Here is a 24,483-nt window from a genome sequence, read left to right as displayed (position 1 = left end):
TACCTATGAATGGATTTAAGCTGATTCGTTATTTGCCCATGTGGGTGTTATATGCCCTTGCCACGCTGGCAAGTTGGGTCATCGGTCAGCTTAAATCACAAAGTGTATATCGCAACTTACACACCAATTTACGTCTTGTATTTCCGCAATTGAGCGATGATAAACGTGAGCAACTTCAACGTGCCGTCATCGCCAATCAAGCCAAAAATGCAGTTGAATCATTCAAATGTTGGGCGATGCCTGTCGAGTGGAGCATTGCCCAAATTCATACCGTGCATAACCAACATATCCTGCGTGACGCCCTTGCCGACCCTAAAGGTATGCTTGCCATCGTCCCCCATCTTGGCACTTGGGAGATGATGAACGCATGGCTCAATCAGTTCGGCTCGCCCACCATCATGTACAAACCTGTCAAAGGCAAATCCGCCAATGAATTCGTATTGGCAGGGCGTGAACGCCTTAATGCTACACTTGTTCCCACCGATGCCACAGGGGTAAAAGCGATTTTTAAAACCCTCAAAGAAGGTGGTTTTAGTATTATTTTACCTGACCATGTGCCAGACCCTTCTGGCGGTGTGGTTGTACCGTTTTTTGGTATACCGACCATGACCAGCACCCTCGCCCCCAAACTTGCCAGTAAAACAGGTTGTCGGCTTGTCGGCTTGGTATGTGTTAGACGTGATGATGGCAATGGCTTTGATATTCATTGTGAAGACTTGAGCAATCCCAATCTGTATAGCAAAGATATCGAAACCGCAACTTTGGCAATGAATCATGCGATTGAAGCGATGATTTTACGTTTCCCCTCACATTATATGTGGAACTATCGACGCTTTAAATATGTGCCGAATGTCGATGATGTGTATGCCTTAGATGATAATGAGCTGGCTCAAGTGTTGGCTACTTATCAAGATAATAACTTAACGTTGAAATAGTAAGGTGCGTCACACGCACCTTACCCATTGGATTTAACGCTAACATTGGATAGCAAAATGACCCATCAAGCAGACTGTCAAATAAACCGCCATGATACAGACACCAATTATGTCCTCTGTATGAAATGGGGAACAAAATACGGTGCAGAATACGTCAATCGCTTATATAGCATGGTCAAGCGTCATTTGACCTTGCCGTTTGTGATGGTGTGCTTGACTGATGATAACACAGGGATTGATAGTGACATTCAATGCTACCCTATTCCGCCTTTAAATCTTCCCAATAATCTGCCCGAGCGTGGATGGAAAAAACTCACGACTTTTACACCGAATTTATATGGTTTAAAAGGCACGGCATTGTTCTTGGATATTGATATTGTCATCGTGGATAATATCGACTGCTTTTTTACTCACAAGGCAGAGCATGATGATAGCGTGATGATTATCCGTGATTGGAAAAAACCGTGGCGAATGGTGGGTAACTCATCAGTTTATCGTTTTAAAGTGGGGTATAATACTTACCCTAACCTACTTGAGTTTTTTGAGAAAAATTTTGAAAAAATCCGTCAAGAAGTCCGCCATGAGCAGGCATATTTGTCCAATTATTTGCGTGAACATCATCATTTAGAGTATTGGGATGCTTCTTGGTGTGTGAGTTTTAAATACCATTGTTTGCAAAAAATCCCAATGGCGTATTTTGTACCACCCAAAAAACCAATTGGGGCGAAAATTGTGATTTTCCATGGCGAAATCAATCCGCCTGATGCGATTGCTGGCGGTGGTGGCAAGTGGTATCGCCATGTTTTGGCAAGTGATTGGATAAAAGAGGCGTGGCAATAATTAAAGGGATTAATCATGGGTAATAATATTTCTATTGTAACTATGTTTTTTGATATTGGGCGTGGTGATTGGTCAATAGAAAATGGTATTGCCGATTTTGCCAATCGTAACAATGATAAATACTTTGCTTATTTTGCAAATTTGGCGAAGTTAGAAAATGATATGGTGGTATTTACCACGCCTAATTTTAAAGACCGCATACTTGAGTTACGTCAAGACCGACCAACGCAATTTGTTATGGTGGATTTAGATAAAGAGTATGGCGAATATATTGCTCAAATCAGCAAAATTCAAAATGACCCTAATTTTTACAATCAGTTGCCTAATGAGCTAAGAAAAAACCCCGAATACCGTTCGCCAACTTATGTATTGATTAATAATCTAAAGACACATTTCGTCAATCAAGCGATTAAAGGTGGCTTAACAAAGCATAAGCAGATTGCTTGGGTGGATTTTGGTTATTGCCGGGATGAACATACTTTGGGCGATATTACTGAGTGGAGATATGCGTTTGACCCACAATTTATGCACTTTTTCACCATTAAACGCCCAAATTATTTTGGCGTAATCAAAAACCCTCGTTTTGCCAGCACACTAGATGATGCTTACCATGCGATTTTTCATAACAAGGTTTATATTATTGGTAGTATTTTTATAGGAACAAGTGAGTTATGGCATAAATTTGGTAAAGCTTTAGGGGATGTTCAGCACGCCCTTTTAGCAGAGAATATTATTGATGATGACCAAGGCGTTTATGTGATGACGTACGTCAAAAATCCCAATTTATTTGAATTACATTTTTTGGGTAAAGGTCATTTTGACAAAGCGAATTGGTTTAGTTTATTTAAAATTTATCATCAGTAGTATTTAAAAAACCATAGTAAGTTAAGCTATTATATACTTTAATTTTTGGTGTGCCATGCAAACTCAATTTATGCAAGGTTGATAGTTGCTTGATATTCTCAAAATATGTTGGGTTAAATTCTTGTTCAATCACATCTTGAAGCAAATGAGGTAATGTATCATCAATAATTGGAAAATTAAACAAGTTAGGTATGGCGACTTTCAGCTCATTTAGTAAAATTTGATAGAAAAAATAATGTGTAACAGGTTTATTAGCTTGCCAAAAGTACAATAATAAATCCAGCACTATACTTGCTAATTGGCTATTTGGTTTAGTAAAGATAATACTATTTAAATAATTAACTTTAAAATCATTATGCCAATTAAAATAGCAATGCCCATTATGCTCTGCCCAATGCTTCATCTGTGAATTTGGGCATCGTGAATAAACAAAAAAACCATATTCAGTATATTCTTTTGGTAGTTTATCTGTCATCAACACGGACGCATCAAGCCAAACACCGCCATACACTACTAATAAAGCCGTGCGTAAAATATCGGCATAATATGCAGGGCGAAAATCTGAACGTTGACGAATTTTTTCCAAAAATAGTGGCAAATCCAAATATTCACTGAACGTATTGTCAGTCAATCTGATAACTTGGTAATCACCTTTAAACTTATCAACCGAAGCAAAGCACAACCGTGCTACCTCTGGTAAATCGTCTAACCCCTGCCCCCAATACTGCCAAATGATTTTTTGCCCGACCAACTCAGGCTGTTTGGCAATCATCTCATACTTGGGGATTTTGCCTTGTTCATAATCCATAATTGCCTGTTGCCAAAACTGAGCAACGGCTTCTTGCCTTGGCATTTCATCAAAATGAAATTGCCATTGTTTACGTGTCGCCCTTGGTACTAGCAAATTGTAAAAAGGCTTAAATGGCTTTTTACTAAAATTATCAAAAATAAACTGATTAAATTGTGCCATACAGATGTTGAACCCCTTTCCAAACCGACATCTAATTAGTCGTTTTTTGCAAAAATCTGCTCGACTGATTTAACTTTGCTTTTAAACTTTCGATATGACAGCCAACCCAATTTACTACTGACTTGGTCACGATAGACATTAAATTTTGGGGTAAACTCACTTTTAACATGGTCAAACAAATCCTGCCGTCCCAACTCGTCAAGCTCTGCCACCATACTGGCAAACCGACTATAGGTTTTATAAAAAATAAAATCTTGGTCGGGGTGTGTTTTTTCATCGATGCGTGATTGCCATTGACACACCGCATATAGATATCCCCCCAAAAAGTCATCGACATATTGTTTATCCATGGACTTGACAATCGAGCCTTCACGCTCACGATAGTCAATCAGTGGGTATTTGAGATAACTATAGGTTTGGCAAAATTCCGCCAAATCCGCCATATAATAGATATCTTCAAACTTTTTGCCAACTTGGTAGCTGATATTGTCAATGACTGATTTTTTATAAATTTTACACCATACAAAGTTACTGTTAGTCGCCACTAAGTTTCTAAAAAACGATTCATTATCATTGTGGAAAACGTGATTCGCCCTACCTTCAAAACTCCGTTTGGTACGCCGATAATTACCTCGCCATGCGATATAGTCACCAAACAATACATCCACAGGCTCATCTGTCAATCGCTCTATAATTTTGGCATAAGCACCCTCGTGCATGACATCATCCGAATCAATAAACCACACATATTCCCCTGTAGCAAACGGCAACAAGGCATTACGAGTGGCAGATAAACCTCGGTTATGTGGTGCATCATGGATGGTGACTTGTGGATGACTGGAAAATGCCTCAATAACTTCACGGCTATTATCCGTTGAGCCATCATTCATTAAAATCACATTAGCACGCTCATCAATTTGAGCTAAAATGGACTGCATACACTCGGTGACATAGTCAGCAACATTATAAACAGGGATTAAGATACTGATAAAAGGATGGTTATTTGCAGTCATATCTTCTCAAATGAGTTCAATTAAAGATTATACTTGATTGGTCAATTTTAAACTGGCATGGTATTTTGCTTGTTTGATTTGACGGTATTTACGCACAAAAAAATTAAACGGCTGAAATACCCAGCGTTTCGCATCAATGATGATATAGTTTTCACTAATATTTAAGGTATGCAAACCGTCTGGATAGATTACGGATTGTGACTGTATTTGTGTTTGTGTCAACTCTTGCCAAGTAAGAGGTTGGCTGTTGCTATTGATGTGTAACGCTTTGATAAACAGTGATTTGCCATACTCTTTAAGGTGATTTTCTTGCACTGGTAAATAGACCTGCTCATCAAGAACTAGCCTAAATGCCCCACCGCCTAGCCGACTGTGATTATCATCGCTAATATACTCAATCTCAATGGCTTTCCATGCTTCATTTTGATAACCAAAAACTTTGCGTTCAGCCGTTTTGTGCAAACTGGTGACTAGCCACTTTTGATTATTATTCTCAAATACCACGCTATCAATGTATTTACCATTGTCAATGGTTTGCACCACTTGCCATTTTTTTGGAAAATCAATGGCTTTAAAAATATAAATGGCGTTTTTTTCATGGCTTTCTGGCATCAAAAAAATCTCGCCATTTGTCTGCCAAACTTGTGGAAATGACAAATGAGAGCCCAACGCATTGATATCATCAAGGGCAAAATCTTCTAATTCGTGTAAATTACTATCTAATACTCGACACCGCAAATGCCCTTTGACCCAGCTATGATTTAATGCTTCATAAAAAACATATAACTTGCCTTGATATTCAAACAAGAAAGGGTCGGCTTGAAAGTGATAACGCACCGCAAGCCATACTATTTTATCATCTTGGCAAATATTGGTTAAGGTATCAAGTGTCAAGTCAGACGATTTTTTAGCGATACCAATATTCCACTCTTCGTGGTAAAAATATTTTTTTAGCATGGTAAGTTTTACAGGTTAATTTTTATCGTTGGTATTGGTCAATTGACTAAATAACTTTAAATAGTTCTCAGCCATCACGGATTTATCATAATATTTTACGGTTTTTTGTTGGGAAAGCGTTGCCATTGCTTGATAGCTTTCAATGTTTGACAAAGTTGTTGCCAAAATATCAGCCAGTTGTGTCGCATTATTCACATCAAACAAAAAACCATCTTGCTCATGTTCAATCAACTCGCTGATACCCACCACATCACTACCAACCACCACACAGCCCGAAGCCATTGCCTCAATGACGGATAAACTTAATCCTTCATGGAAACTCGCTAACACAAAGACTTTATGACTCGCCAGTTGCTCTGCCATATCGGAGCAATGACCGAGCAACATCACTTGGTCTTGTAAGCCGAGTTTAGCGATTTTATCCACCACGGCTTGCTCGTGACGACCGTTACCAGCACCCAAAAAGTTAAGTTTTGGTGTGATATTTTGGTTTTTTAACAATGCCAACGCATCAAGCAACACGGCATGATTTTTACCCTTAGAAAACCTTGCTACCATGATAATATCATGTTGTCTTTCGACTAAAGGCTTATCACTAGAAAACTTCTGCGTATCAATACCATTAGCAATCGCCATGATTTTACATGATAAATTTTGAGAGCGAAGCACATCGGCAACGCCTTGTGACACGCCAATCGCATAATCGGTATATTTACTCAAATGGCGTGTTTGCCACAGTCGAAATGGCGTATAACGTTCTTTGGAAGCATGTTCTACTTGGATTAAATGCGGTACACCTGCCTGCTTGCCCGCCCAACGTCCGATTAAATGTTCTGGGAAACCATGGGCAACCAAAATATCGGGCTGAAATTCTTGGCAGATTTTTTTGAGAGCAAAGATAGTGGCTAGATGACTACTACCTGTCACAACTTGGTAATCAATACCTAGACTGTCTAGTCTTGCTAATTTATCGGCAGTGGTGGTCTTCTTTTGGCGTAACACAAGCAAACTTTGTAAATTTGGCTCGCTTAAATTTGAAAAGCTGTTGTGAGCTTGCACCAATTCAACTGCAAGATTGGTCGCCCCAGAAAAGCCCCCTGTCACAAAGTGTATGACTTTAATTTTATTTGTCATCGTATGATTAACCGCTTGCTCACCCAGTTATTAATGTTAAAAAATAAAGGATAGTCATTTTAACATAACTATCCTTAGTATTTAACCTTTTAGCTCAAGTCAATTACTCATCGACATAACTTAACCAGTGAGCGTATTTGTCATTACGACCTTGCACCACATCAAAGTATAAGCTTTGGATTTTTTCGGTCAATTCGCCTCTTGCCCCATTACCGATTTCACGGTCATCATACTCACGAATTGGCGTGACTTCGGCAGCTGTACCTGTCATAAAGATTTCATCCGCAAGGTAGAACTCATCACGAGTGATACGGCGTTCATGCACCTTGATACCCAAATCATTAGCAAACTGGATAATGGTACGGCGTGTGATACCATCCAATGCACCGCCAGCAAGGTCTGGGGTGTGTAGCTCACCGTCTTTGACCAAGAATAGGTTTTCACCAGAGCCTTGGCACACATAGCCTTGAGGGTCCATCAAGATAGCTTCGTCATAGCCATTTTTGGTGACTTCTTGATTTGACATAATTGATACTGGGTAGTTACTGACCGCTTTGGCTTTACACATGGTGATGTTAGGGTGATGGTGGGTGTAGCTTGAGGTTTTGACACGGATACCTTTTGCCATGCCTTCTTCACCGAGATACGCACCCCATGTCCATGTCGCAATCATGCTATGCACGGTGTTGTCTTTGGCAGCGATACCGAGCTTTTCAGAACCGACCCAAATCAATGGGCGTAGATAGGCTGATTCAAGCTTATTATCTCTCACGACTTGTTTTTGGGCTTGGTTTAGCTCATCGAAGCTGTGTGGGACTTTTAGCTGAAAGATTTTTGCTGAATTAAGCAAGCGTTTGGTATGGTCATCAAGACGAAAAATAGCGGTACGTCCATCTGCTGTTTTGTAGGCACGTACACCCTCAAACACGCCCATGCCATAATGCAAGGTATGGGTCAAGACGTGGATTTTGGCATCACGCCAGTCAACCATTTGTCCATCCAACCAAATAAATCCATCTCTGTCTGCCATGCTAGGAATTTTTGTCATTTTTTCACTCCTTGTTGAAAATGCTTGCGTTAATGGTATATTAATAAACGAACAATATTCAACTATAATTTCATTTATATGAATTAGCAATCGCCAATCCACGCTATCGAATTAGCTATTATAGGCTAATTTTGCTTGAATACTTCAATAATTAATCATTAATTACGATTAATTATTTTTTGTTTCATATAAAAAAAAGTTATATTTATGGGTTGGGTTAATACCATTTATAACGATTGAGGACGTTGACCAATCAAGCGTTGCCATTGTTCATCAACAAAATTACGCAATTCATGCCAATCGGCTTCTGCTACCACGATTTTCTGCCCTGCCAATGCCAGCGTATGGGTCATGGCTCTTAGCTTGAGGTAAGCTTGGGTCAATTGTTCACACACCACAGGGTCAATGATACCTGTCTGCCCCAATGCCTCAAAAATCCGTACATTATCACTCCACACCGCAAGGCTTGGATGGGCATTGGCATACGCCAACACCGCAAACTGGGCGATAAATTCGATATCCACCAATCCGCCTGCGTCTTGTTTGAGGTGGAATAAACCCTGTTGTTTGGTGTGTTTATCACTGCCAAGATGGTCTTGCATTTTATGACGCATTTCGGCAACATCGACACGCACCGCATTTTCATCCCTTGGTATGGTCAGCACTTGTTGGCGAATTTTGTCAAATTGTGCCATCACACCACTATCACCGCAGATGGCTCTGGCTCGCACGAGGGCTTGATGTTCCCATGACCATGCTTTGTCGAGTTGATACCGCTCAAACGCATGGGTCGAAACCACCATCATCCCTGCCTGCCCAGACGGACGCAACCGCATATCAATCTCATACGCTTGACCATCACGGGTATGCACCGTCAGATAGTTCATCAGTTTTTGGGCAAGCCGAGCAGCGAATTTCATGCCACTGATGGGTTTATTCCCCAACGTCATCGCTTCTTCATCAATGTCATGGATAAACACCAAATCAAGGTCGGAGCTATAACTCATCTCAAGTCCGCCCAGTTTGCCATAACCGATAATCGCAAAGCCATTATGTGCCTCGCTGACAGGCTCGCCTTTGGCATTGAGCGGATAGCCATGTTTTTGCACCAAACTGCTAAACACTCGCTCCAATGTCTTGGTAAGCACCACTTCGGCAATAAAAGTCAACGAATCAGACACCTTCATAATCGGACGTTCTGCCAATACATCACTGGCAGCCACGGCTAGCACTTGGGTTTTTTTGAAAAACCGTAAGCTATTAATCATGCCCTCTTCGTCATCTGGCTCAATGCGAAGCAACTGTTGGCGTAAAATACTATCAAGTTCCGCTTTATCGGGTAAATGGCGGTATTTTTCACGCAAAAACGAATCCAATAACACAGGATAACTTGCCAATTCTTCGGCAATCCAAGGGCTTGCGACTAGCATGGGAATCAGCTTGGTGGTGGCTTCTGGGTTTTCGGCAAACATTACCCAATAAATCGAACGTCCACTCACCGCCTCTAGCAAGTTCAACAAGCGAGGCAACGCCACATTGACCGCCTCATCCTCAAGGGTCGGCTGTAGCAAGGCATTGACCAACAACGGATAAGCGGTATCCAATCGACTTCTGGCTTCTTGGCTGAGTTTTTTGACCAAATTACTTTGCCAAAATTGCTCAAGGCGTTGCTGGTTGTCGGCAGTCAAGCGTTGTTGCAACGCCTCAATATTGGCATCATGGTTAATGCTGACTTGCTCGCTGGGCTGTTTACGCTCAGTGACCATATTGTCAAACGGTAGCTTGACGGTTTGACGATAGGCGTTGAGCTGTGTTAATAACGCTTGCCAATCGGCAAATCCTAGCACTTGGGCGAGATTGGCTTGAAGCGTGGGGTCTTTGGGCAAACGTTGGGTTTGCTCGTCATTAATGGCTTGAATACCATGCTCAAGACGGCGTAAAAAACGGTAGGCGGTATCCAAATCTTGATAGGTCTGTTTATCCAAAAAGCCCATTTCGTGCAAACGTTGCATCGCCGTCAAGCAATGTTTCACGCTAATATTCGCCACTCGACCGCCATAAATCAATTGAAATGACTGCACAATAAACTCAATATCTCGAATACCGCCTGCCCCCAATTTGACATTATCGGTATCTTGGCGTTGTTCGACTTGGTTTTGAATCAGCGACTTCATCTCACGAAGTGCTGAAAACGCACTATAATCGACATAATAACGGAACACAAACGGCTTAATCAAGGCTTGCAAATCGTCATCAAAGGCAGTCGGATTGACCACACGGGCTTTGAGCCACGCAAAACGCTCCCACGCTCGCCCATGTTGGGCAAAGTATTTTTCGAGGGCGGATAAATGAATCGCCAAATCACTGCCATCGCCCCACGGACGCAGACGCATATCAATACGAAACACAAAACCATCTTGGGTTTGCTTATCAAGCAAATTGATAATGCCTTGACCCCATTTGGTAAAAAACTTTTTATTATCAATCGACTTTGTGCCATTTTCACGGCTACCATTGGTTTCGCCCTGCCCTTGATGCACAAAAATCAAATCAATATCACTGGATAAATTGAGTTCTTCCGCCCCCATTTTACCCATCGCAATAATCGCCAAATCATCAACTTTGGCTTTATTTTTGATGGTAAAAATCGGCTCGCCATAACGTTTAATCAAATCTTGATACACATAATCTTTGGCAAAAATCAGACAAAAATCAGCAAACTTGCTTAATTCCCATGTCAATTGCTCAAGCGAAATCAGCCCCAACGCATCTTGCCAAATCCAACGTAGCATCAGCAAATTTCGCAGATGACGCAAACCACGCATCACACAGGCTTCATCCGCCACTTGGCACTCATCGTCCAACGTATAATCACGGATTAAATCCTTGATTTGTTGGTCATTAAGCGTCATGGTGAGCGGATAGCTTTTGATAAAGGACTGAGCAATCGTGGGTTTTTCTTGCCAAATTCGATAGCCAAATTGACTGGCTAATCGTAGGGTTTCAACTTGCTCAGGCGTTGGGATTAACATAGGCATGATGGTCTTCCATATCGTGGCAACAATCTATTGATAGTCGTTTAAATAGAAATAAGACAGTTTGGTAGGGGCGTATTGCATACGCCCAAAATCTTCAAGTTTCATTGCTGATTTAATTCACTATACATTGATAGCCTAGCACATTCACGCCGTTGTCAAAAGCCTTTTAGCGATTTTATTAGCCATTGTTTAGCGTTTATTTATTTGACGAAACAATAGTTTGTTAAAAAAGTTAACCCATCAAAAAAAGAAACATTTGGTAACAATTGGTAACTAACACTTGTCAAATCTTAAATTTGCTCTATGATAAAAGCAAGCATGGAAAGCCCAGTATTTAAGCCGATATCCGAGCTAGTCATGGATGCTAGCGAGGCATTAACCAATGGCTTAGGTACGATTTTATTTGGATGAAAGGAATCAACCCCAGCGGTTTTAATTACAAAGTCACTATATTGTAACCAAGTGGTCATAATAGTGGTTCATAATAAGAACCTACTTTAGTTTTGGTATATTCGATAGCCAAAGCTTTATGCGCTACTTTCATCTGAATGATTTCAACAAACAATTCTAACCACAACACTTTAAAGGAGTATTATATGTCAACATCAGCCACCACAAAAAAAGTTGCCTTGGTCACAGGGGCCTTGGGCGGTATCGGTACGGATATTTGTCACGCCCTTGTCAATGACGGCTATCACATCATCGCCACTTACACCCCTCGTGAGGGTCAAGAAACCCACCGTGGGCATGATTGGGTTGCTCAAGAAGGTCTAAAAGAAGAAGATTTCACCTTTATCGAAGCGGATTTAACCGACCACGAAGCGACCACCCAACACATTAATGAAGCCATTGAAAAATTGGGTCGTATTGACGTATTAGTCAATAACGCAGGGATTACTCGTGACAGCACCTTTAAGAAAATGAGCTTTGACCAATGGTCAGCCGTGCTAGACACCAATCTCAAAACCTTATTCACCGTGACCCAACCTGTGTATCTAAAAATGCTAGAACAAAAATCAGGGCGTATTATTAGCATTAGCTCAATCAATGGGGTAAAAGGTCAATTTGGTCAAGCCAACTACTCTGCCGCCAAAGCAGGTATCATCGGTTTTAGCAAAGCCCTTGCCCAAGAAGCTGCCAAATCTGGCATCACAGTGAATGTCATCGCACCCGGTTATACAGGCACAAAAATGGTGATGGCTGTGCCAGAACAAGTCCTAGAAGGCATCAAAGCTGGCATTCCAATGGGTCGCCTAGCCGAACCTAAAGAAATCGCCGCTGCCGTCATGTACCTTGTCAGTGATGGGGCGAGTTTTATCACTGGGGCGACCATTAACGTCAATGGCGGACAATATATGCAGTAAAGCATCGTATATAAAATAAAAAAGGCGATAAATTTATCGCCTTTTTTATTACTTACTATTTAAGTTTTAAAACAAATCGTTACCTGCTCGCCATTGGTATTGGGGCAGTAATAATGGTTGCTACGCCCATGTAGTTCATTGTTACTAAACATCGCATCTAAACTCCACACAAGCATGAGAGCAATCGCTAAACTAACCAATAAAATCACCACCAAACGATGAACGGTCAGCTTGGGTTTTGGAAAAACCGACTCAGCACTTGTCGTTGGGGCAAGTGTATCAGTGTTATCAAGATAGGTTGGCATGTCCTTTGATTCCATTAACGGTGTTTTTTTATCATCCAATGGTTGTTGCATGGCTGTCCTCTATGTCATAACCGTGCATTACCTAGGCAAGGTCAACAATTTATACCGCATTATTTTTGGGTAGTTTGTTATTGTTAATTACATTATAACGCATGAATGTTACTTAATTATAACAATGTATCAAAAAATCACCAGTCCATTTGACCGATAAACCATTGGCTTTATCAAAAAAGCGGTTATTATTTTATTAATTTTTAGGGCTAATTAAGTAAAAACCACCGATAAACAGGATAAGCGGTATAGCATGGCTGATTGTATTTGGGCAATAATCCTCTTACAATAGACCTCTTTCCATACCCAAGTTTTGCCATAATATATCGTGGGTAACGCTTTGCTAACTCACGCTAATCGGTGGTTTGGAAACAAGTCTAATCGCCATTTTGCCAATGTCATTACCCTAGGATATCATTGTTTCATGTTAAGTCATCGTGAGCTACAAAAACGCCAAACTCGCCATGCTTTTTTTCAGGCAGTATTGGATTTAACCATGCAAGGTCATGCGTTTTCATCAATTTCGTTGCGTCAAATTAGCCGTGAGGTGGGGGTCGTACCGACCGCATTTTATCGACATTTTAAGGATATGGATGAGTTGGGCGAAGCGTTGGTAAACGAGGAGTTGGGCAATGCGTTGCACCAATTGCGAGAACATTTGCAAATGGGACGCTTACGCACGCATGAACAGCAGATTGCCAGTAGTGTGGCATTATTTTTCGAGAGCATTGATACATCGCCTTTATATTGGCATTTTATTGTATCTGAGCGTTTTGGCGGTAATCGAGCGGTATATGAGGCATTGGATGCTCAAATTCGATTATTTGTCAAAATTTTATCCGCTGATTTGCGGTTACAGCCTGCGTTTGGACATTTAGCTCCCCATGTATTAGCGCTGATTGCGGACATGGGGGTCAATATGTATTTTTCATGGGTGTATCATTGGTTAAAATTAGCAGATGCCGATAATGCCACCCAACAAGCGTATTTACAACGTTGCACCAAACAAGCCCAAGTGGTGTTTTATGGGGTAAGTAATTGGAAAACTAACGGTTAGGTGATACAAGGTAGCTTTCTATGACACCATATAGCTGTTGATATTTTTTATTGATAGTAATACTGCTCACGCCTAGTTTTTGCTAACCATTGGCAACCCCTTTAAATAAACACACTAGAGCATTTTTTGTACAAAACAACTTTTTATATCATGTTAATATAGAGCATCATTTTTTAGAAGTGGATTTACCATGAAATCAGCTACCAATGCCGAAAATGCCTCACACAATGCCACTGCCACCACCGCTCGCCAATGGCAAATCCTTTCACAACTTGACCGCAAACGTTGGTTAGGGACAACGTATATCAAAGAGCAGTTGGATTTGATGGGATTTGATATTAGCTTACGTACCATTCAGCGTGACCTCAATGCCCTTGCCGAACGCTTCCCCATCGAAAAAAACAATGCCAATCCGCAAGGCTGGCGTTGGCGTGAAGATGCCCCTATGCAAAGCTTACCTCACATGAATCTGTCGCAAGCCGTGGCGTTTAGCATGGTTAAAGATAATTTAACCCAACTGCTTCCGCCTGCAGTGCTTGATGAACTCGTACCTTGGTTTGACCTTGCCAATCGCCAGCTCAAAGAAAGCAAAGTCGCCAATACATGGCTTCATCGTGTACGTATTTTATCCGCCAATCAACCGCTTATCGCCCCTAGCGTCAATGCCGATGCTCAAGAAGCCGTATATGAGGCTCTGTTTCAAAATAAACAACTCATTGCCAATTACAAGGCTCGAGGACGAGAGGAAGCCCAAGCTTATACCCTCAATCCATTGGCAATTATCCAACGTGGGGTGATTATTTATGTGATTGCAAGCCGTGATGATAAGCCAATTGACGACATTCGCCAGTTTGCATTACACCGTTTTGAATCCGCAGAAGTATCAGAAAATCCTGCCAATTTGCCCGATGATTTTGACCTTGATGCCTATATCAACACAGGGGCGATGGGCTTTAATTTTCCATTGTTTGAATCTCTCAAAACCGAACCTACCAGCCCGCCCAGCCAAGCCATTCATTTGGTCTTTGACCCAAAAGCAGGTACAAGTCTGCTTGAAAGTCAACTCAGTGACGACCAACAAACATGGGAAGATGAACAAGGACTGCACGTCACTGCCACAGTGAATTTGACCTCACAACTGGTTTGGTGGCTCAGAGGGTTTGGTAAAGGTTTGTACCAAGTTAAGCCTGATATTTTGGCGTTGGCAGTGTATGAGCATAATGATTAACACCCAATTTTGAGCAAGCAAATGACAAAAACTAACGACAACCCAAACTTAGACAAAACAACAAATAACCAAATCGTGTATAGCACGTTGTTAGACGATTCACCGATTGTTGCCAAAAAACCAGCTAACAATGAAATTGGTAATGTAAATAATACAAATAGTGCTAACACAAATAAAACCAATGCTAATAGCATGATGGATACTGCCATTAATGCTGATGTTAAATCCCCTACTATTCCTACTTTGCACCGTATACATAAAGGTGAGCAACTTACTGACCAGCATATTTTAAGCCAAAGTCATCAAGTGATTCCCACTGATGACCAACTGGTCGATGATAAAGCCGAGGCAGGCAAGATGATTGAACAAATGGACGTTGCCTTAAAGCAATGGCTATTTAGCGTCAATTGGCAACGTACTGATGTACCAAAAGCAGGTTTGCTCAATAAATTTAAAGGCAAAACCCAACTGCTTGACTTAGAATTGGCATGTTTATTGTGCAACCGTTATGGCGAAGTCATCGAGCGTGTGTGGTTCAAAAATGTGCGTGACCGTAGCGAAGCCATCCGCCATCATGGTGATGAGTTGCTTGGCTCAAAACCACCCACGCCCAATAATGTTGACCCTACCATTCCTAGCGATATGGCAATGTATGCCGAATCCAGTGACAGCGAAATGAACCAAGAAAGTATTGCGATTTATCTTCCCAAGATTAGCAATGAAATTTATCACCTTGTTTGGGTACTCTCAAGCTATGATGGTCATCCGCTGAATATGGCTCAAGCAGGGCATTGTAAAATGAGCGATGATGAGGGTAACGTCATCAGCGACCTTCACTTAGCCCAGTTACCGAGTGACTGCAAGGCGGTATGGGTTGCCACCTTGACACGGGCAAGAGAAAGTTGGCGATACATTGACGAAAAAAAACCGCTAACCCAATATAAGTTAGCGGATATTGAAACCCAAATAATGACCGAACTCACTCGTACGGCAAAATAACACCCGACCCACAATGTAAAACTATAGGGCTATTGAATAAACCCAAAATCTAACCTATCACACAGGGCGTAAGCATTACGCCCCTACAAAAATGCGTATTTTTTATCTCTTAGGACTTACGCAAATTTTGAATGTATCTTGCTAAATAAAGACACTAGACCCCTGCATTCGCAGGGGTGACGAAATATAAAAAGAGCCGTCATTCCCACGAATGTGGGAATCTAGTGTCTTTTGCGTAAGTCCTATCTCTTTTAGCTCAACATTATCCCAACTATGCCAATAAAGCTTGAGCAATCCTAATATCCTCAAAATCCACATTGACCGCCTCTGGTAATGCAGGGCGAGTATATGACGGAACAGCACTATCATCAATCACCGTTGTGGATTGGGTATAAGTTTGCAAAAATGAGGTTAATCGCCCTCTACTGATAATTTTACTTGACGCTAATATGGTAGAATTTGCAGTATCAGCCACACTGGCAGTCGCTAAACTATCTGAATGTTGATACTGATAGCGAATAAAGCCAAAACTCGCAAGGCGTGCAAGGTCTATTTTACTGACAATCTTCGCCACACCTTGTATGCTTAATTTATCATCCTTACCCAGTAATAATAAAAGTTGGCGTTCTCTTGCCGATAAAGCAGTCGCTTGCATTATGTGATGTTGATTACCAATTAAGGTAATTGATAACACTGTTGTCATCACATCATTATTGATAAAAACTTCCATTTTTCATCTCCCCATTCAGCGTATTGAATGTTACCCTACGCTAATACATAAGATATATCCGAGTATTATACTGGGAATTAATTATAAAATCATTACAGTCTTTACAAAAATTCTTAGTAATCGTCCTTTTAATCCATCATTACTCATCAATATGATGCAATGAATGCCCACAATGCGGACAAAAATGTAATGATTGAATACGTTTTTGTTGCAGTTGTTGTTCTTTTAACAATTGGTCAATCACCATGCGAGCCTGCTCTTGCGACAAACCAATCTCTTTTCGCAGATTTTCGATGGTAATATTTTCGTGTAGCACATCAATTTCATTTTCAAGTAATTGCTCTCGAAATTCCATTTCAAGCCGTTCTCGCCGTAACGCCAATTCATTGGCAAGCCCAGATGCCAAGATACCTGCAGGCAATGCCGCCAAGCCGACACCCAAAATCGTCATCATCGCCCCCAGTGTCTTGCCCAATGGTGTAATCGGCACGACATCGCCATATCCCACCGTGGTCAAGGTGACGACCGCCCACCACATGGCTTTGGGAATTGAGTCAAACTTATCGGGTTGGGCTTGATGTTCGACCAAATGAATGCCACTAGCAGCCAATACTACTAAAATCATCAAAATCAATAACACCGCTTTAAACGATTCTTTTTGTTTGGCAACGACTTTTAACAATAATCTGAGAGCGACAAAATAACGAGTGAGTTTAAACAAGCGAAGCAAACGTAAGACAATCAAATAGCGTAAATCAATCGGCACAAAGAAATTAACATATGCAGGGGCGATGGCGATAAAATCAATAATCCCATGTGGGTGACGAATCCATGTAAGGCGGTTATGGGTGGCAGAATATTGCGGTTTATGCTCGGCAGACGACCACAACCGCAAAAAATATTCAATGGTAAACACGGCGATTGAAAAATGCTCAAACCCATCAAAAAATGGGCGATGGGCATGATACCAATCGTGCATGGAGCTTAACACGACCGAAGCCACATTTGCCATAATCAAGGCAATCAAAAAACGATCCACCAAGCGATTGATACGGCTTTCGTAATTTTCGTTATGCAATAAATCATACACATAACGGCGAAAGATTTTTTTGGGGTGTGGTGGCAAGGGTGGTATAGGGGCTTGGGGAATCATGGGAGGCGGTTTCAGTTTCTTATTATTGTCACAAATTGTAACATGGTTATTTTAAGCAAGAAATGGCTTTTAATTATTTTTATGCTAACCCACTTTTTACGAAACAGTACGAAACAGGAGGCTATGCTGATGAAGCAGTAACCCCCAAACTCTGCTATAATAGCAAACCCTCTATCCTACTATTTTTACCAAATTCGCTTATGAACGCATTTAATTTATCCGATATCCCAAATCCTTCCCAAACTCGTGTCATCGTGGGTATGTCTGGCGGTGTGGACTCTTCCGTCACCGCTGTGCTACTCAAGCAAGCAGGCTTTGTTGTCGAAGGCTTGTTTATGAAAAACTGGGAAGAAGATGACGGCACAGAATATTGCACCGCCATGACTGACCTTGCCGATGCCCAAGCCGTTGCCGACAAAATCGGCATCAAACTGCATACAGCTAACTTTGCGATGGAATACTGGGACAGGGTATTTGAGCATTTTTTGGCAGAATATGGGGCAGGTCGCACGCCCAACCCTGATATTTTGTGTAATAAAGAAGTCAAGTTTAAAGCCTTTCTCGATTATGCGTTGACGCTCGGAGCGGATTATATCGCCACAGGGCATTATACACGGCGTGGCATGACCGATGACAACGGCAAAGCCCCCTTATTGCGTGGCTTGGACAATAACAAAGACCAAAGTTATTTTTTACATGCTGTCAGTGGCGATAAAATTGCCAAAACTTTATTTCCTGTGGGCGAACTAGAAAAACCACAAGTGCGAGCAATTGCCGAAGAATATGACCTTGCTACGGCTAAGAAAAAAGATTCGACAGGGATTTGCTTTATCGGTGAACGGCGGTTTAAAGACTTTTTACAACAATACCTACCTGCCAAAAAAGGCGATATCTATACCGATGACGGCAAAAAAATCGGTACGCATGACGGCTTAATGTATTACACACTGGGTCAGCGTGGTGGGATTGGCATTGGTGGGGTGAAAGACCGCCCAGAAGAACCGTGGTTTGTGCTACACAAAGATTTGGCAAATAATCGCCTTGTCGTGGGGCAAGGGCATGAGCATCCAATGCTTCAATCCACTGAACTCACCGCCTATAAACTTGATTGGGTGGTATCTGCACCAAGCGAGATTTTTACACCGCAAGGCTTTCGCTGTACTGCCAAAACTCGCTACCGCCAGCCCGACCAAGCCTGTACGGTGTTTGCGTTGGATAATGATGAGGTAAAAGTGGTATTTGATGAACCACAACGAGCCGTGACCGAAGGGCAATCGTGTGTGTTTTATGTCGATGAAGTGTGTTTGGGCGGTGGGGTGATTAACAGTATTAATGCTCCGACTGCTTTATAACTAATATAGGACTTACGCAAATTTTGAATTTATCTTGCTGAATCAAAGACACTAGACCCCTGCCTACGCAGGGGTGACGAATAACTTAAATTTACCTGAGTTCGATATAACAAACGCCATTATTATTGATAAATCTATGATTTTTAAAATAATTTAAATTCGTAAGGTGCGTTTTACGCACCATTCAAAACCAATATCTTCAATAGGTGCGTATGACGCACCTTACCTTTAGAATATTTTATTTTAAAATCATATGATTGCGTAAAATCTTACACCGAACTGAGGTTAAATTTGGGCGTATGCAATACGCCCCTACAACGATATCGTATTAATTTAGACTTAATCTACTACTTGGTTTACATCATAGCTAAGTTGGGCGACTGGCTCAAGCTGTGACGTGAATTGATAAAACTTCACATCATAGCTCCCCACTTGCCAGCCCTCATACGGCTGATAACTAACCCAATTTTCGTTAGAATTTGGCACAATCAGCTTTTTCTCAAACAATAAAACCTCACCTGTCGTGCGATTCGTCCATTTGACAAACACATTTGCACCCAATTTCACTTTGCCAAATGTATTGAGATGAGCAAATAATTTTTGCTTCTTTTGCAAAACCGCTGTGTTCAATGATTGACTTGGCAAATTAGTAGAATCACCTATCAACACTTGCCCTATTAATGGCTGATTATCATTGGCTTTATACAGCTCTTCAATGGCTCGATTGGCAAATTGACGCTTATCATTAATCAGTTCAGCATCTTTGGTCGTCATAAATCGCTCAACATATTGATTAAGTTGGGCATTTGGCAGAGCATTGACCAGTTGTTTGGCTTGTTGCTCATTAAATTGTTGGGTGTTAAAGGTGTTTTGATTGGCTTGTTTGGCATTATTAGTCAGTGTCGCCATTGGACTACTGGCTATCGTAGATGCAATGATTTGGGGGAAATTGGGTTGAGCTAAGGCATTGGCAGAAATGGGGTGTTGGTTTTCTTTACTCAAACTATTTTGGCTATCTGTATGATTAGATTGGTAAGTAATAGCAAATGTGGTAAATACCCCTAAGAAAAAAACAGCCAAGGTATAAACTGCAAAAAATAGTTTGTTCTTCATTTTTCACCAATGGAAACGGCTAATCAATATTAGCCGTCTTGATATATCACCCGAAGAATTTATTTACATACGAAATTGACACCATTTATATTATATGGTGAAGAATAAGTGCTAGCTGTTGAGAAAAATCGACCAATATTACCATCTATATATAATTTATTCGAATCACAAGCAACAGTTACATTTGCATCTTTAGTAGTATCTATATACTTACAGGTTGCACCATTTCTAGCATATACTACATTATTAGACACTTCACAAACAGTCGTAGACGTCGGATCAATAGGCTTTACAACTTGTTTGGTTATGGTACATTTAGCTACTTGACAACTAGAATCACCTTTACAACTATCCAAAGCCACCTTAGTTGGACAACTATAAACATTCCCATTAGCTAATGTTGAGCTAAAGGTGGAATTTACTGAACCCGAGCTATCTGAGCTACCGCCACCACAAGCTGTCAATGCCATTGAGCTAGCAAACAATACAACTAATGCTGATAATTTTTTCATAATAACACCTTTTTTGTTGTGTTGAAATCAACGTTTAATCAATGAACATCACGCTTAAAGTGACAAATCTAATATGAATAATACCTAGAATTGTTTTTGGTTATTTTCTATAAACTTGATTATAACAAAATCTTCACATAATGGACATAAACCTCTCACCGTTTATCGGAAATTACTCACAAATTTTTATGACATTTTACCCACACTTTATTATTCAACCTAGATTGGTTATGATACCCCCTAATCTCTAAAAAAATAACCACCCATAATGACCCATCAAATTCTCATCATCGAAGACGACCCAGCCATCGCCAGCACCCTCAAATTCACCCTTGAGCGTGAGGGTTGGCAAGTCACATGGCTTGACACCGCTTCGGCAGTGCTACCCACGCTCGCCCAACTGCCCACCCTGTCCGCCATCGTCATGGATGTCGGTCTGCCAGACGGCGATGGCTTTAGCCTGTGTCAGCAAGTCCGCTTTGGTGAACATCATAGTCACGTGCCGATTTTATTTCTCACCGCTCGCAATGATGAAATTGACAAAATCATCGGTCTTGAAATGGGTGCAGACGACTATATTACCAAACCATTTAGCCCTCGTGAGGTCATCGCAAGGCTCAAGGCGATTTGGCGGCGTGAGGAAATGCACCTTACCCAAACCCACCCCACACCCAATCCACCGACCTATGAAGCTCATCACACTGAACCTCATCCTAAACCTAGCACCCAAAACTTTGCCCAAGATTTTAGCAAACAATTACCCACAGGAAGCTGGCAATATACCGACCATAACTGCCAATTAAGTTGGCAAAATACGCCGTTAGTATTGAGCAAAATGGAGCTGACCATCATGCTGACGTTGCTCCATCAGCCGAATCGTATTTTAAGCCGTGAGCAAATTTTACACCAAGTCAGTGATTACCCAGAACACCGTTTGGCTCGCACCATTGACAGTCATATCAAGACCTTACGCCAAAAATTGGCAGAAATTGACCCTACGTGTGAAGTCATCATTACCCACCGTGGGTTAGGCTATGGATTAAAGCAATAATGACCATGCCTGCGTTTCATCATTTTTTGGATAAAATCTTTGCTAAACGCTTGACCTTTAGCGTGTTTTTTCGCATTTGGTTAGCATTTGCTGTGATTGTGATGTTTGCCAGTGGGCTTGCCATTTATCAATTACAAAAAAGTATCAAGCCCTCCGCCCAAAAGGTGGTGGAAGATACCTTGGTGGATATTTCTCGCACGCTTGCGACCACATTAAGCCCTGCCGTAGCCTCTGGCGATATCCGTGATTTGGCATTTCAACAACAGCTTAATCAAGCATTTTCACCCAATGGGCAAACCGCCATTCCGACTTGGTTTGACCAAAAAACCCACAGCCAGCTTCATGTGTATGTCACTGATAGCCGAGGCGTGGTGCTGTATGACAGCCAAGGCGTGAGCGTAGGCAAGGATTTTAGCCGTTGGAATGATGTGTATCTGACCTTACATGGCAAATATGGAGCAAGGTCAACCCGTGTCAACCCAAGGGATGAAGCCAGTTCTGTCATGTATGTGGCTTCGCCGATTGTCGATAACACCCATCAGCTTATCGGTGTGGTGAGTGTGGGCAAGCCAATTTTGACCCTACTGCCTTATATTGACAAAAGTCGTGAAGAAATGTTTAAAACTATGCTGTATATCACAGTTATTTGTTTGGTTTTATCTGGGCTGATGGCATGGTGGTTACGCCATAGCATTCAAACGGTCAACCGCTATACCCAAAACCTTGCCAATGACCCACCGCCACATTTTTATTTGGGAAAAGAGCTAAATCAACTGGTAACCACCATTGATGAGATGAAAAATACCATTGAAAACAAAGCCTATGTCACAGAATATGTGCATACCTTGACACATGAGCTCAAAAGCCCACTCACCGCCATTCGAGCCAGTGGCGAGCTATTGGGTGACGAATTACCCCCTGCCAATCGAGAACAATTTAGCCAAACCATCATCGAACAGTCAGATAAATTACAAACATTGGTAGAAAAATTACTGGTGATTGCCAAACTTGAACAGCCCAGTTTTAAACTTAGCCAACAACTAAGCGATGTTAAGCCGTTAATCCAAACCCTTATCACGGCTCAACAAGCCAAAATTCAACAAAAAAACTTACAGCTAAACTTACAATTTGACACGCAGAATCAGGCTTATATTGATAGTTTTTGGCTATCCCAAGCCTTACAAAACGGCATTGACAATGCCATCAAATTTGCCAAACACCATGTTATGATTATCACCGAACGCACGCCTCAAGCTTTGCGTATTCATATCATCAATGACAGCCCTACTTTGCCAGATTATATTTTACAAAAAGCCTTTGAGCGGTATTTTAGTGTCAATCTTGCCGAGCAACATAACAAAGGCACAGGATTGGGCTTAACCCTTGCCAAACAGGTGGTTGAACGCCATCAGGGCAATGCGATAGGGTCGATTGGCTTACAGCAATTGGAGAATGATGTTGATAAAAACAACCAAAATTGGGATAAACAACCGCAAAATAATAAAAAATTAGACCATTTAATTTTTGATAAAAAAACACCATTTAGTTTAGAAAAAGTCAATAATAAATTTGATGGAAACTTGGTAATATTAACCATACAATTACCCACATCTTCTAGCTAAATCATTGTAAATAATAATATTAAGACTTACACATTTAACCAAATCATAGGTTGGGTAGAATATTATATAAAAATTTGTTTAGTTAAGCATTTACTAAATAACCCTTTAGCATTATAATATTTTACAATTGTTTTAAATTAAGGTACTTATATGTTTGATTTTTCTTCTAATCTACGTTATGGGGCATTACTCATTGTTAGTATGATATTGGTTGGTTGCAACCAACCCTCGCAAACAAACACCCAATCCATCGCTAGCTCCGCTACCCCGCCTCAAAATAGCACTTCTACTACCCCAGCTTCTAGCATGGCTCAAGCTACTGCTTCAGCAATAACCAACGTTGAAGCGTATACTGTCGCTATTAACCCTTACTATCCACCTTTTGAATACCGTGAAGCGGATGGTTCATTATCAGGTTTTGATGTCGATTTATTGAATGCCATCGCTCAAAAACAAGGCTTTAGCGTCAATTACCAACAACATAAAATTTTAAATATCGTTGATACTATCAAAGATGGTAAAGAAGATATGGGTGCATCCTCCATCTTTATTTTGCCAGAACGTGCCGAAGTGATTGATTACTCAAATTCTTACTTTAGCTTACCCCTTGCCTTCGTTGGCATCCAAAAAGAAGGACACCCCACGTCCGTTGCAGATATTAAAGATAAAACCATTGCGGTACAAAAAGACATCATCATGGAAACCATTGTTGACCAAGATTTTGTTCCCAAAGGCAATACCAAAGTGGCAGAAAAATCCAACTTTTTGGCTCTCAAATCCGTGTTAAATGGCAAATCTGATGTGGTTTTGGATAACGTTATCACGCTAAAAGGCTTACAAAACGAACATAAAATCAATAATTTATATTATTTACCACTCGATGAATCAAAGTCATTACAGTTGGGTTATGTGGTCAAAAAAGGCAATACTGAATTATTAAACAAACTCAATGCGGGTATCCAAGCCGTGAAAGCGGATGGTACGTATGACAAAATTTTTGATAAATGGTTTGGACCATCATCAAAATATGCCTTTAAAAACATCACCGTCAATAACGGTACAGCATCTGCACCTGCCAATCCTTAATTTTAGCATCTCAACAAACTGACAAAATCTAAAAAGGGCGTAAGATTACGCCCCTTTTGTT

23 protein-coding genes are annotated in these 24,483 nt (G+C 41.0%); 11 read left to right on the top strand and 12 right to left on the bottom strand.

Features of this window, described 5'->3' with window-relative positions; all coding sequences use genetic code 11:
- The first annotated feature begins 5 nt into the window (after nucleotides 1–5).
- From ACK1U4_RS02800 to ACK1U4_RS02790, 3 genes are read left to right on the top strand one after another with little or no spacing between them, the layout of a single operon-like run.
- Nucleotides 6–935, top strand: a complete 930-nt coding sequence (locus ACK1U4_RS02800; RefSeq protein ID WP_419400479.1) for a lysophospholipid acyltransferase family protein — start codon at nucleotides 6–8, stop codon at nucleotides 933–935.
- A gap of 57 nt (nucleotides 936–992) precedes the next feature.
- Nucleotides 993–1,775, top strand: coding sequence for a glycosyltransferase (locus tag ACK1U4_RS02795; RefSeq protein ID WP_419400480.1), 783 nt, complete (start codon nucleotides 993–995; stop codon nucleotides 1,773–1,775).
- Between the two features lie 15 nt (nucleotides 1,776–1,790).
- Nucleotides 1,791–2,639 (top strand): WlaTC/HtrL family glycosyltransferase, encoded by an 849-nt coding sequence (locus ACK1U4_RS02790; RefSeq protein ID WP_419400481.1) that lies wholly within the window; start codon nucleotides 1,791–1,793, stop codon nucleotides 2,637–2,639.
- Here ACK1U4_RS02790 and ACK1U4_RS02785 read toward each other — a convergent pair.
- The 7 genes from ACK1U4_RS02785 to ACK1U4_RS02755 form a co-directional block, all read right to left on the bottom strand.
- Nucleotides 2,620–3,609 (bottom strand): capsular polysaccharide synthesis protein, encoded by a 990-nt coding sequence (locus ACK1U4_RS02785; RefSeq protein WP_419400482.1) that lies wholly within the window; start codon nucleotides 3,607–3,609, stop codon nucleotides 2,620–2,622. The two genes, ACK1U4_RS02790 and ACK1U4_RS02785, sit on opposite strands and share 20 nt — an antisense overlap.
- Before the next feature lie 35 nt (nucleotides 3,610–3,644).
- Entirely contained in the window at nucleotides 3,645–4,622 is a 978-nt protein-coding gene (locus tag ACK1U4_RS02780; protein WP_419400483.1) for a glycosyltransferase family 2 protein, read from the bottom strand.
- Nucleotides 4,623–4,649: 27 nt separating this feature from the next.
- Complete coding sequence (locus ACK1U4_RS02775) at nucleotides 4,650–5,579, bottom strand: glucosamine inositolphosphorylceramide transferase family protein (RefSeq protein WP_419400484.1); 930 nt, start codon at nucleotides 5,577–5,579, stop codon at nucleotides 4,650–4,652.
- 15 nt (nucleotides 5,580–5,594) lie between these two features.
- A complete protein-coding gene (locus ACK1U4_RS02770; protein WP_419400485.1) occupies nucleotides 5,595–6,713 on the bottom strand; it encodes a glycosyltransferase in 1,119 nt (372 codons plus the stop codon).
- A 103-nt stretch (nucleotides 6,714–6,816) separates the two neighbouring features.
- Nucleotides 6,817–7,761, bottom strand: a complete 945-nt coding sequence (locus tag ACK1U4_RS02765; RefSeq protein WP_419400486.1) for a branched-chain amino acid transaminase — start codon at nucleotides 7,759–7,761, stop codon at nucleotides 6,817–6,819.
- Between the two features lie 227 nt (nucleotides 7,762–7,988).
- On the bottom strand, nucleotides 7,989–10,799 hold the full coding sequence (gene glnE / locus ACK1U4_RS02760) for a bifunctional [glutamate--ammonia ligase]-adenylyl-L-tyrosine phosphorylase/[glutamate--ammonia-ligase] adenylyltransferase (RefSeq protein WP_419400487.1): 2,811 nt from the start codon (nucleotides 10,797–10,799) through the stop codon (nucleotides 7,989–7,991).
- A gap of 290 nt (nucleotides 10,800–11,089) precedes the next feature.
- Nucleotides 11,090–11,269, bottom strand: a complete 180-nt coding sequence (locus ACK1U4_RS02755) for a hypothetical protein (RefSeq protein WP_419400488.1) — start codon at nucleotides 11,267–11,269, stop codon at nucleotides 11,090–11,092.
- Nucleotides 11,270–11,395: 126 nt separating this feature from the next.
- Here ACK1U4_RS02755 and phbB point away from each other — a divergent pair, with 126 nt between their 5' ends.
- On the top strand, nucleotides 11,396–12,163 hold the full coding sequence (gene phbB, locus ACK1U4_RS02750; RefSeq protein ID WP_419400489.1) for an acetoacetyl-CoA reductase: 768 nt from the start codon (nucleotides 11,396–11,398) through the stop codon (nucleotides 12,161–12,163).
- 59 nt (nucleotides 12,164–12,222) lie between these two features.
- Here the strand turns inward: phbB and ACK1U4_RS02745 are convergent, their stop codons facing one another.
- Complete coding sequence (locus ACK1U4_RS02745) at nucleotides 12,223–12,519, bottom strand: hypothetical protein (RefSeq protein WP_419400490.1); 297 nt, start codon at nucleotides 12,517–12,519, stop codon at nucleotides 12,223–12,225.
- Nucleotides 12,520–12,943: 424 nt separating this feature from the next.
- Between ACK1U4_RS02745 and ACK1U4_RS02740 the strand changes: the two genes are divergently transcribed.
- The 3 genes from ACK1U4_RS02740 to ACK1U4_RS02730 all read left to right on the top strand — a co-directional run bounded on the left by ACK1U4_RS02740 (nucleotide 12,944) and on the right by ACK1U4_RS02730 (nucleotide 15,803).
- A complete protein-coding gene (locus ACK1U4_RS02740; RefSeq protein ID WP_419400491.1) occupies nucleotides 12,944–13,576 on the top strand; it encodes a TetR family transcriptional regulator in 633 nt (210 codons plus the stop codon).
- A gap of 190 nt (nucleotides 13,577–13,766) precedes the next feature.
- Nucleotides 13,767–14,804 carry a helix-turn-helix transcriptional regulator gene (locus ACK1U4_RS02735; RefSeq protein ID WP_419400492.1) on the top strand — a complete coding sequence of 346 codons (1,038 nt, stop codon included), beginning with the start codon at nucleotides 13,767–13,769 and terminating at the stop codon, nucleotides 14,802–14,804.
- 21 nt (nucleotides 14,805–14,825) lie between these two features.
- Entirely contained in the window at nucleotides 14,826–15,803 is a 978-nt protein-coding gene (locus ACK1U4_RS02730) for a TerD family protein (protein ID WP_419400493.1), read from the top strand.
- A gap of 271 nt (nucleotides 15,804–16,074) precedes the next feature.
- On the opposite strand, the gene ACK1U4_RS02725 is transcribed toward ACK1U4_RS02730, so the two are convergent.
- Both ACK1U4_RS02725 and ACK1U4_RS02720 read right to left on the bottom strand, forming a co-directional pair.
- Nucleotides 16,075–16,533, bottom strand: coding sequence for a hypothetical protein (locus ACK1U4_RS02725; protein WP_419400494.1), 459 nt, complete (start codon nucleotides 16,531–16,533; stop codon nucleotides 16,075–16,077).
- A gap of 139 nt (nucleotides 16,534–16,672) precedes the next feature.
- Nucleotides 16,673–17,686, bottom strand: coding sequence for an ion transporter (locus ACK1U4_RS02720; protein ID WP_419400495.1), 1,014 nt, complete (start codon nucleotides 17,684–17,686; stop codon nucleotides 16,673–16,675).
- Between the two features lie 200 nt (nucleotides 17,687–17,886).
- On the opposite strand from ACK1U4_RS02720, the gene mnmA reads away from it, so the two are divergent.
- A complete protein-coding gene (mnmA, locus tag ACK1U4_RS02715; protein ID WP_419400496.1) occupies nucleotides 17,887–19,038 on the top strand; it encodes a tRNA 2-thiouridine(34) synthase MnmA in 1,152 nt (383 codons plus the stop codon).
- A gap of 339 nt (nucleotides 19,039–19,377) precedes the next feature.
- Here mnmA and ACK1U4_RS02710 read toward each other — a convergent pair whose 3' ends face one another.
- Nucleotides 19,378–20,151, bottom strand: a complete 774-nt coding sequence (locus tag ACK1U4_RS02710) for a hypothetical protein (RefSeq protein ID WP_419400497.1) — start codon at nucleotides 20,149–20,151, stop codon at nucleotides 19,378–19,380.
- A gap of 59 nt (nucleotides 20,152–20,210) precedes the next feature.
- Entirely contained in the window at nucleotides 20,211–20,663 is a 453-nt protein-coding gene (locus ACK1U4_RS02705) for a hypothetical protein (RefSeq protein WP_419400498.1), read from the bottom strand.
- Between the two features lie 268 nt (nucleotides 20,664–20,931).
- Here ACK1U4_RS02705 and ACK1U4_RS02700 point away from each other — a divergent pair, with 268 nt between their 5' ends.
- From ACK1U4_RS02700 to ACK1U4_RS02690, 3 genes are all read left to right on the top strand, one after another.
- Nucleotides 20,932–21,714, top strand: a complete 783-nt coding sequence (locus tag ACK1U4_RS02700) for a response regulator (RefSeq protein ID WP_419400499.1) — start codon at nucleotides 20,932–20,934, stop codon at nucleotides 21,712–21,714.
- Nucleotides 21,715–21,719: 5 nt separating this feature from the next.
- The gene (creC, locus tag ACK1U4_RS02695) at nucleotides 21,720–23,336 is read left to right on the top strand and encodes a two-component system sensor histidine kinase CreC (protein ID WP_419400500.1); all 1,617 of its coding nucleotides are present in this window, start codon (nucleotides 21,720–21,722) and stop codon (nucleotides 23,334–23,336) included.
- 150 nt (nucleotides 23,337–23,486) lie between these two features.
- Nucleotides 23,487–24,422 carry a substrate-binding periplasmic protein gene (locus ACK1U4_RS02690; RefSeq protein ID WP_419400501.1) on the top strand — a complete coding sequence of 312 codons (936 nt, stop codon included), beginning with the start codon at nucleotides 23,487–23,489 and terminating at the stop codon, nucleotides 24,420–24,422.
- Nucleotides 24,423–24,483: the final 61 nt, after the last annotated feature.

Source organism: Moraxella sp. TY6, assembly GCF_048551375.1.
Classification (GTDB): domain Bacteria; phylum Pseudomonadota; class Gammaproteobacteria; order Pseudomonadales; family Moraxellaceae; genus Faucicola.
The sequence above is the reverse complement of the archived record's forward strand: the minus strand, read 5'-3'. Positions and strand labels throughout refer to the sequence as shown.

What these genes read in the sequence shown, in the direction of transcription:
- ACK1U4_RS02775 (WP_419400484.1), bottom strand. Translation starts at nt 5,579, where the DNA reads ATGCTAAAAAAATATTTTTACCACGAAGAGTGGAATATTGGTATCGCT.
- ACK1U4_RS02785 (WP_419400482.1), bottom strand. Translation starts at nt 3,609, where the DNA reads ATGGCACAATTTAATCAGTTTATTTTTGATAATTTTAGTAAAAAGCCA.
- ACK1U4_RS02795 (WP_419400480.1), top strand. Translation starts at nt 993, where the DNA reads ATGACCCATCAAGCAGACTGTCAAATAAACCGCCATGATACAGACACC.
- ACK1U4_RS02725 (WP_419400494.1), bottom strand. Translation starts at nt 16,533, where the DNA reads ATGGAAGTTTTTATCAATAATGATGTGATGACAACAGTGTTATCAATT.
- ACK1U4_RS02710 (WP_419400497.1), bottom strand. Translation starts at nt 20,151, where the DNA reads ATGAAGAACAAACTATTTTTTGCAGTTTATACCTTGGCTGTTTTTTTC.
- ACK1U4_RS02705 (WP_419400498.1), bottom strand. Translation starts at nt 20,663, where the DNA reads ATGAAAAAATTATCAGCATTAGTTGTATTGTTTGCTAGCTCAATGGCA.
- ACK1U4_RS02735 (WP_419400492.1), top strand. Translation starts at nt 13,767, where the DNA reads ATGAAATCAGCTACCAATGCCGAAAATGCCTCACACAATGCCACTGCC.
- ACK1U4_RS02765 (WP_419400486.1), bottom strand. Translation starts at nt 7,761, where the DNA reads ATGACAAAAATTCCTAGCATGGCAGACAGAGATGGATTTATTTGGTTG.
- ACK1U4_RS02740 (WP_419400491.1), top strand. Translation starts at nt 12,944, where the DNA reads ATGTTAAGTCATCGTGAGCTACAAAAACGCCAAACTCGCCATGCTTTT.
- ACK1U4_RS02690 (WP_419400501.1), top strand. Translation starts at nt 23,487, where the DNA reads ATGTTTGATTTTTCTTCTAATCTACGTTATGGGGCATTACTCATTGTT.
- creC (WP_419400500.1), top strand. Translation starts at nt 21,720, where the DNA reads ATGCCTGCGTTTCATCATTTTTTGGATAAAATCTTTGCTAAACGCTTG.
- glnE (WP_419400487.1), bottom strand. Translation starts at nt 10,799, where the DNA reads ATGCCTATGTTAATCCCAACGCCTGAGCAAGTTGAAACCCTACGATTA.
- ACK1U4_RS02800 (WP_419400479.1), top strand. Translation starts at nt 6, where the DNA reads ATGAATGGATTTAAGCTGATTCGTTATTTGCCCATGTGGGTGTTATAT.
- mnmA (WP_419400496.1), top strand. Translation starts at nt 17,887, where the DNA reads ATGAACGCATTTAATTTATCCGATATCCCAAATCCTTCCCAAACTCGT.
- ACK1U4_RS02770 (WP_419400485.1), bottom strand. Translation starts at nt 6,713, where the DNA reads ATGACAAATAAAATTAAAGTCATACACTTTGTGACAGGGGGCTTTTCT.
- phbB (WP_419400489.1), top strand. Translation starts at nt 11,396, where the DNA reads ATGTCAACATCAGCCACCACAAAAAAAGTTGCCTTGGTCACAGGGGCC.
- ACK1U4_RS02790 (WP_419400481.1), top strand. Translation starts at nt 1,791, where the DNA reads ATGGGTAATAATATTTCTATTGTAACTATGTTTTTTGATATTGGGCGT.
- ACK1U4_RS02730 (WP_419400493.1), top strand. Translation starts at nt 14,826, where the DNA reads ATGACAAAAACTAACGACAACCCAAACTTAGACAAAACAACAAATAAC.
- ACK1U4_RS02720 (WP_419400495.1), bottom strand. Translation starts at nt 17,686, where the DNA reads ATGATTCCCCAAGCCCCTATACCACCCTTGCCACCACACCCCAAAAAA.
- ACK1U4_RS02700 (WP_419400499.1), top strand. Translation starts at nt 20,932, where the DNA reads ATGACCCATCAAATTCTCATCATCGAAGACGACCCAGCCATCGCCAGC.
- ACK1U4_RS02780 (WP_419400483.1), bottom strand. Translation starts at nt 4,622, where the DNA reads ATGACTGCAAATAACCATCCTTTTATCAGTATCTTAATCCCTGTTTAT.
- ACK1U4_RS02755 (WP_419400488.1), bottom strand. Translation starts at nt 11,269, where the DNA reads ATGACCACTTGGTTACAATATAGTGACTTTGTAATTAAAACCGCTGGG.
- ACK1U4_RS02745 (WP_419400490.1), bottom strand. Translation starts at nt 12,519, where the DNA reads ATGCAACAACCATTGGATGATAAAAAAACACCGTTAATGGAATCAAAG.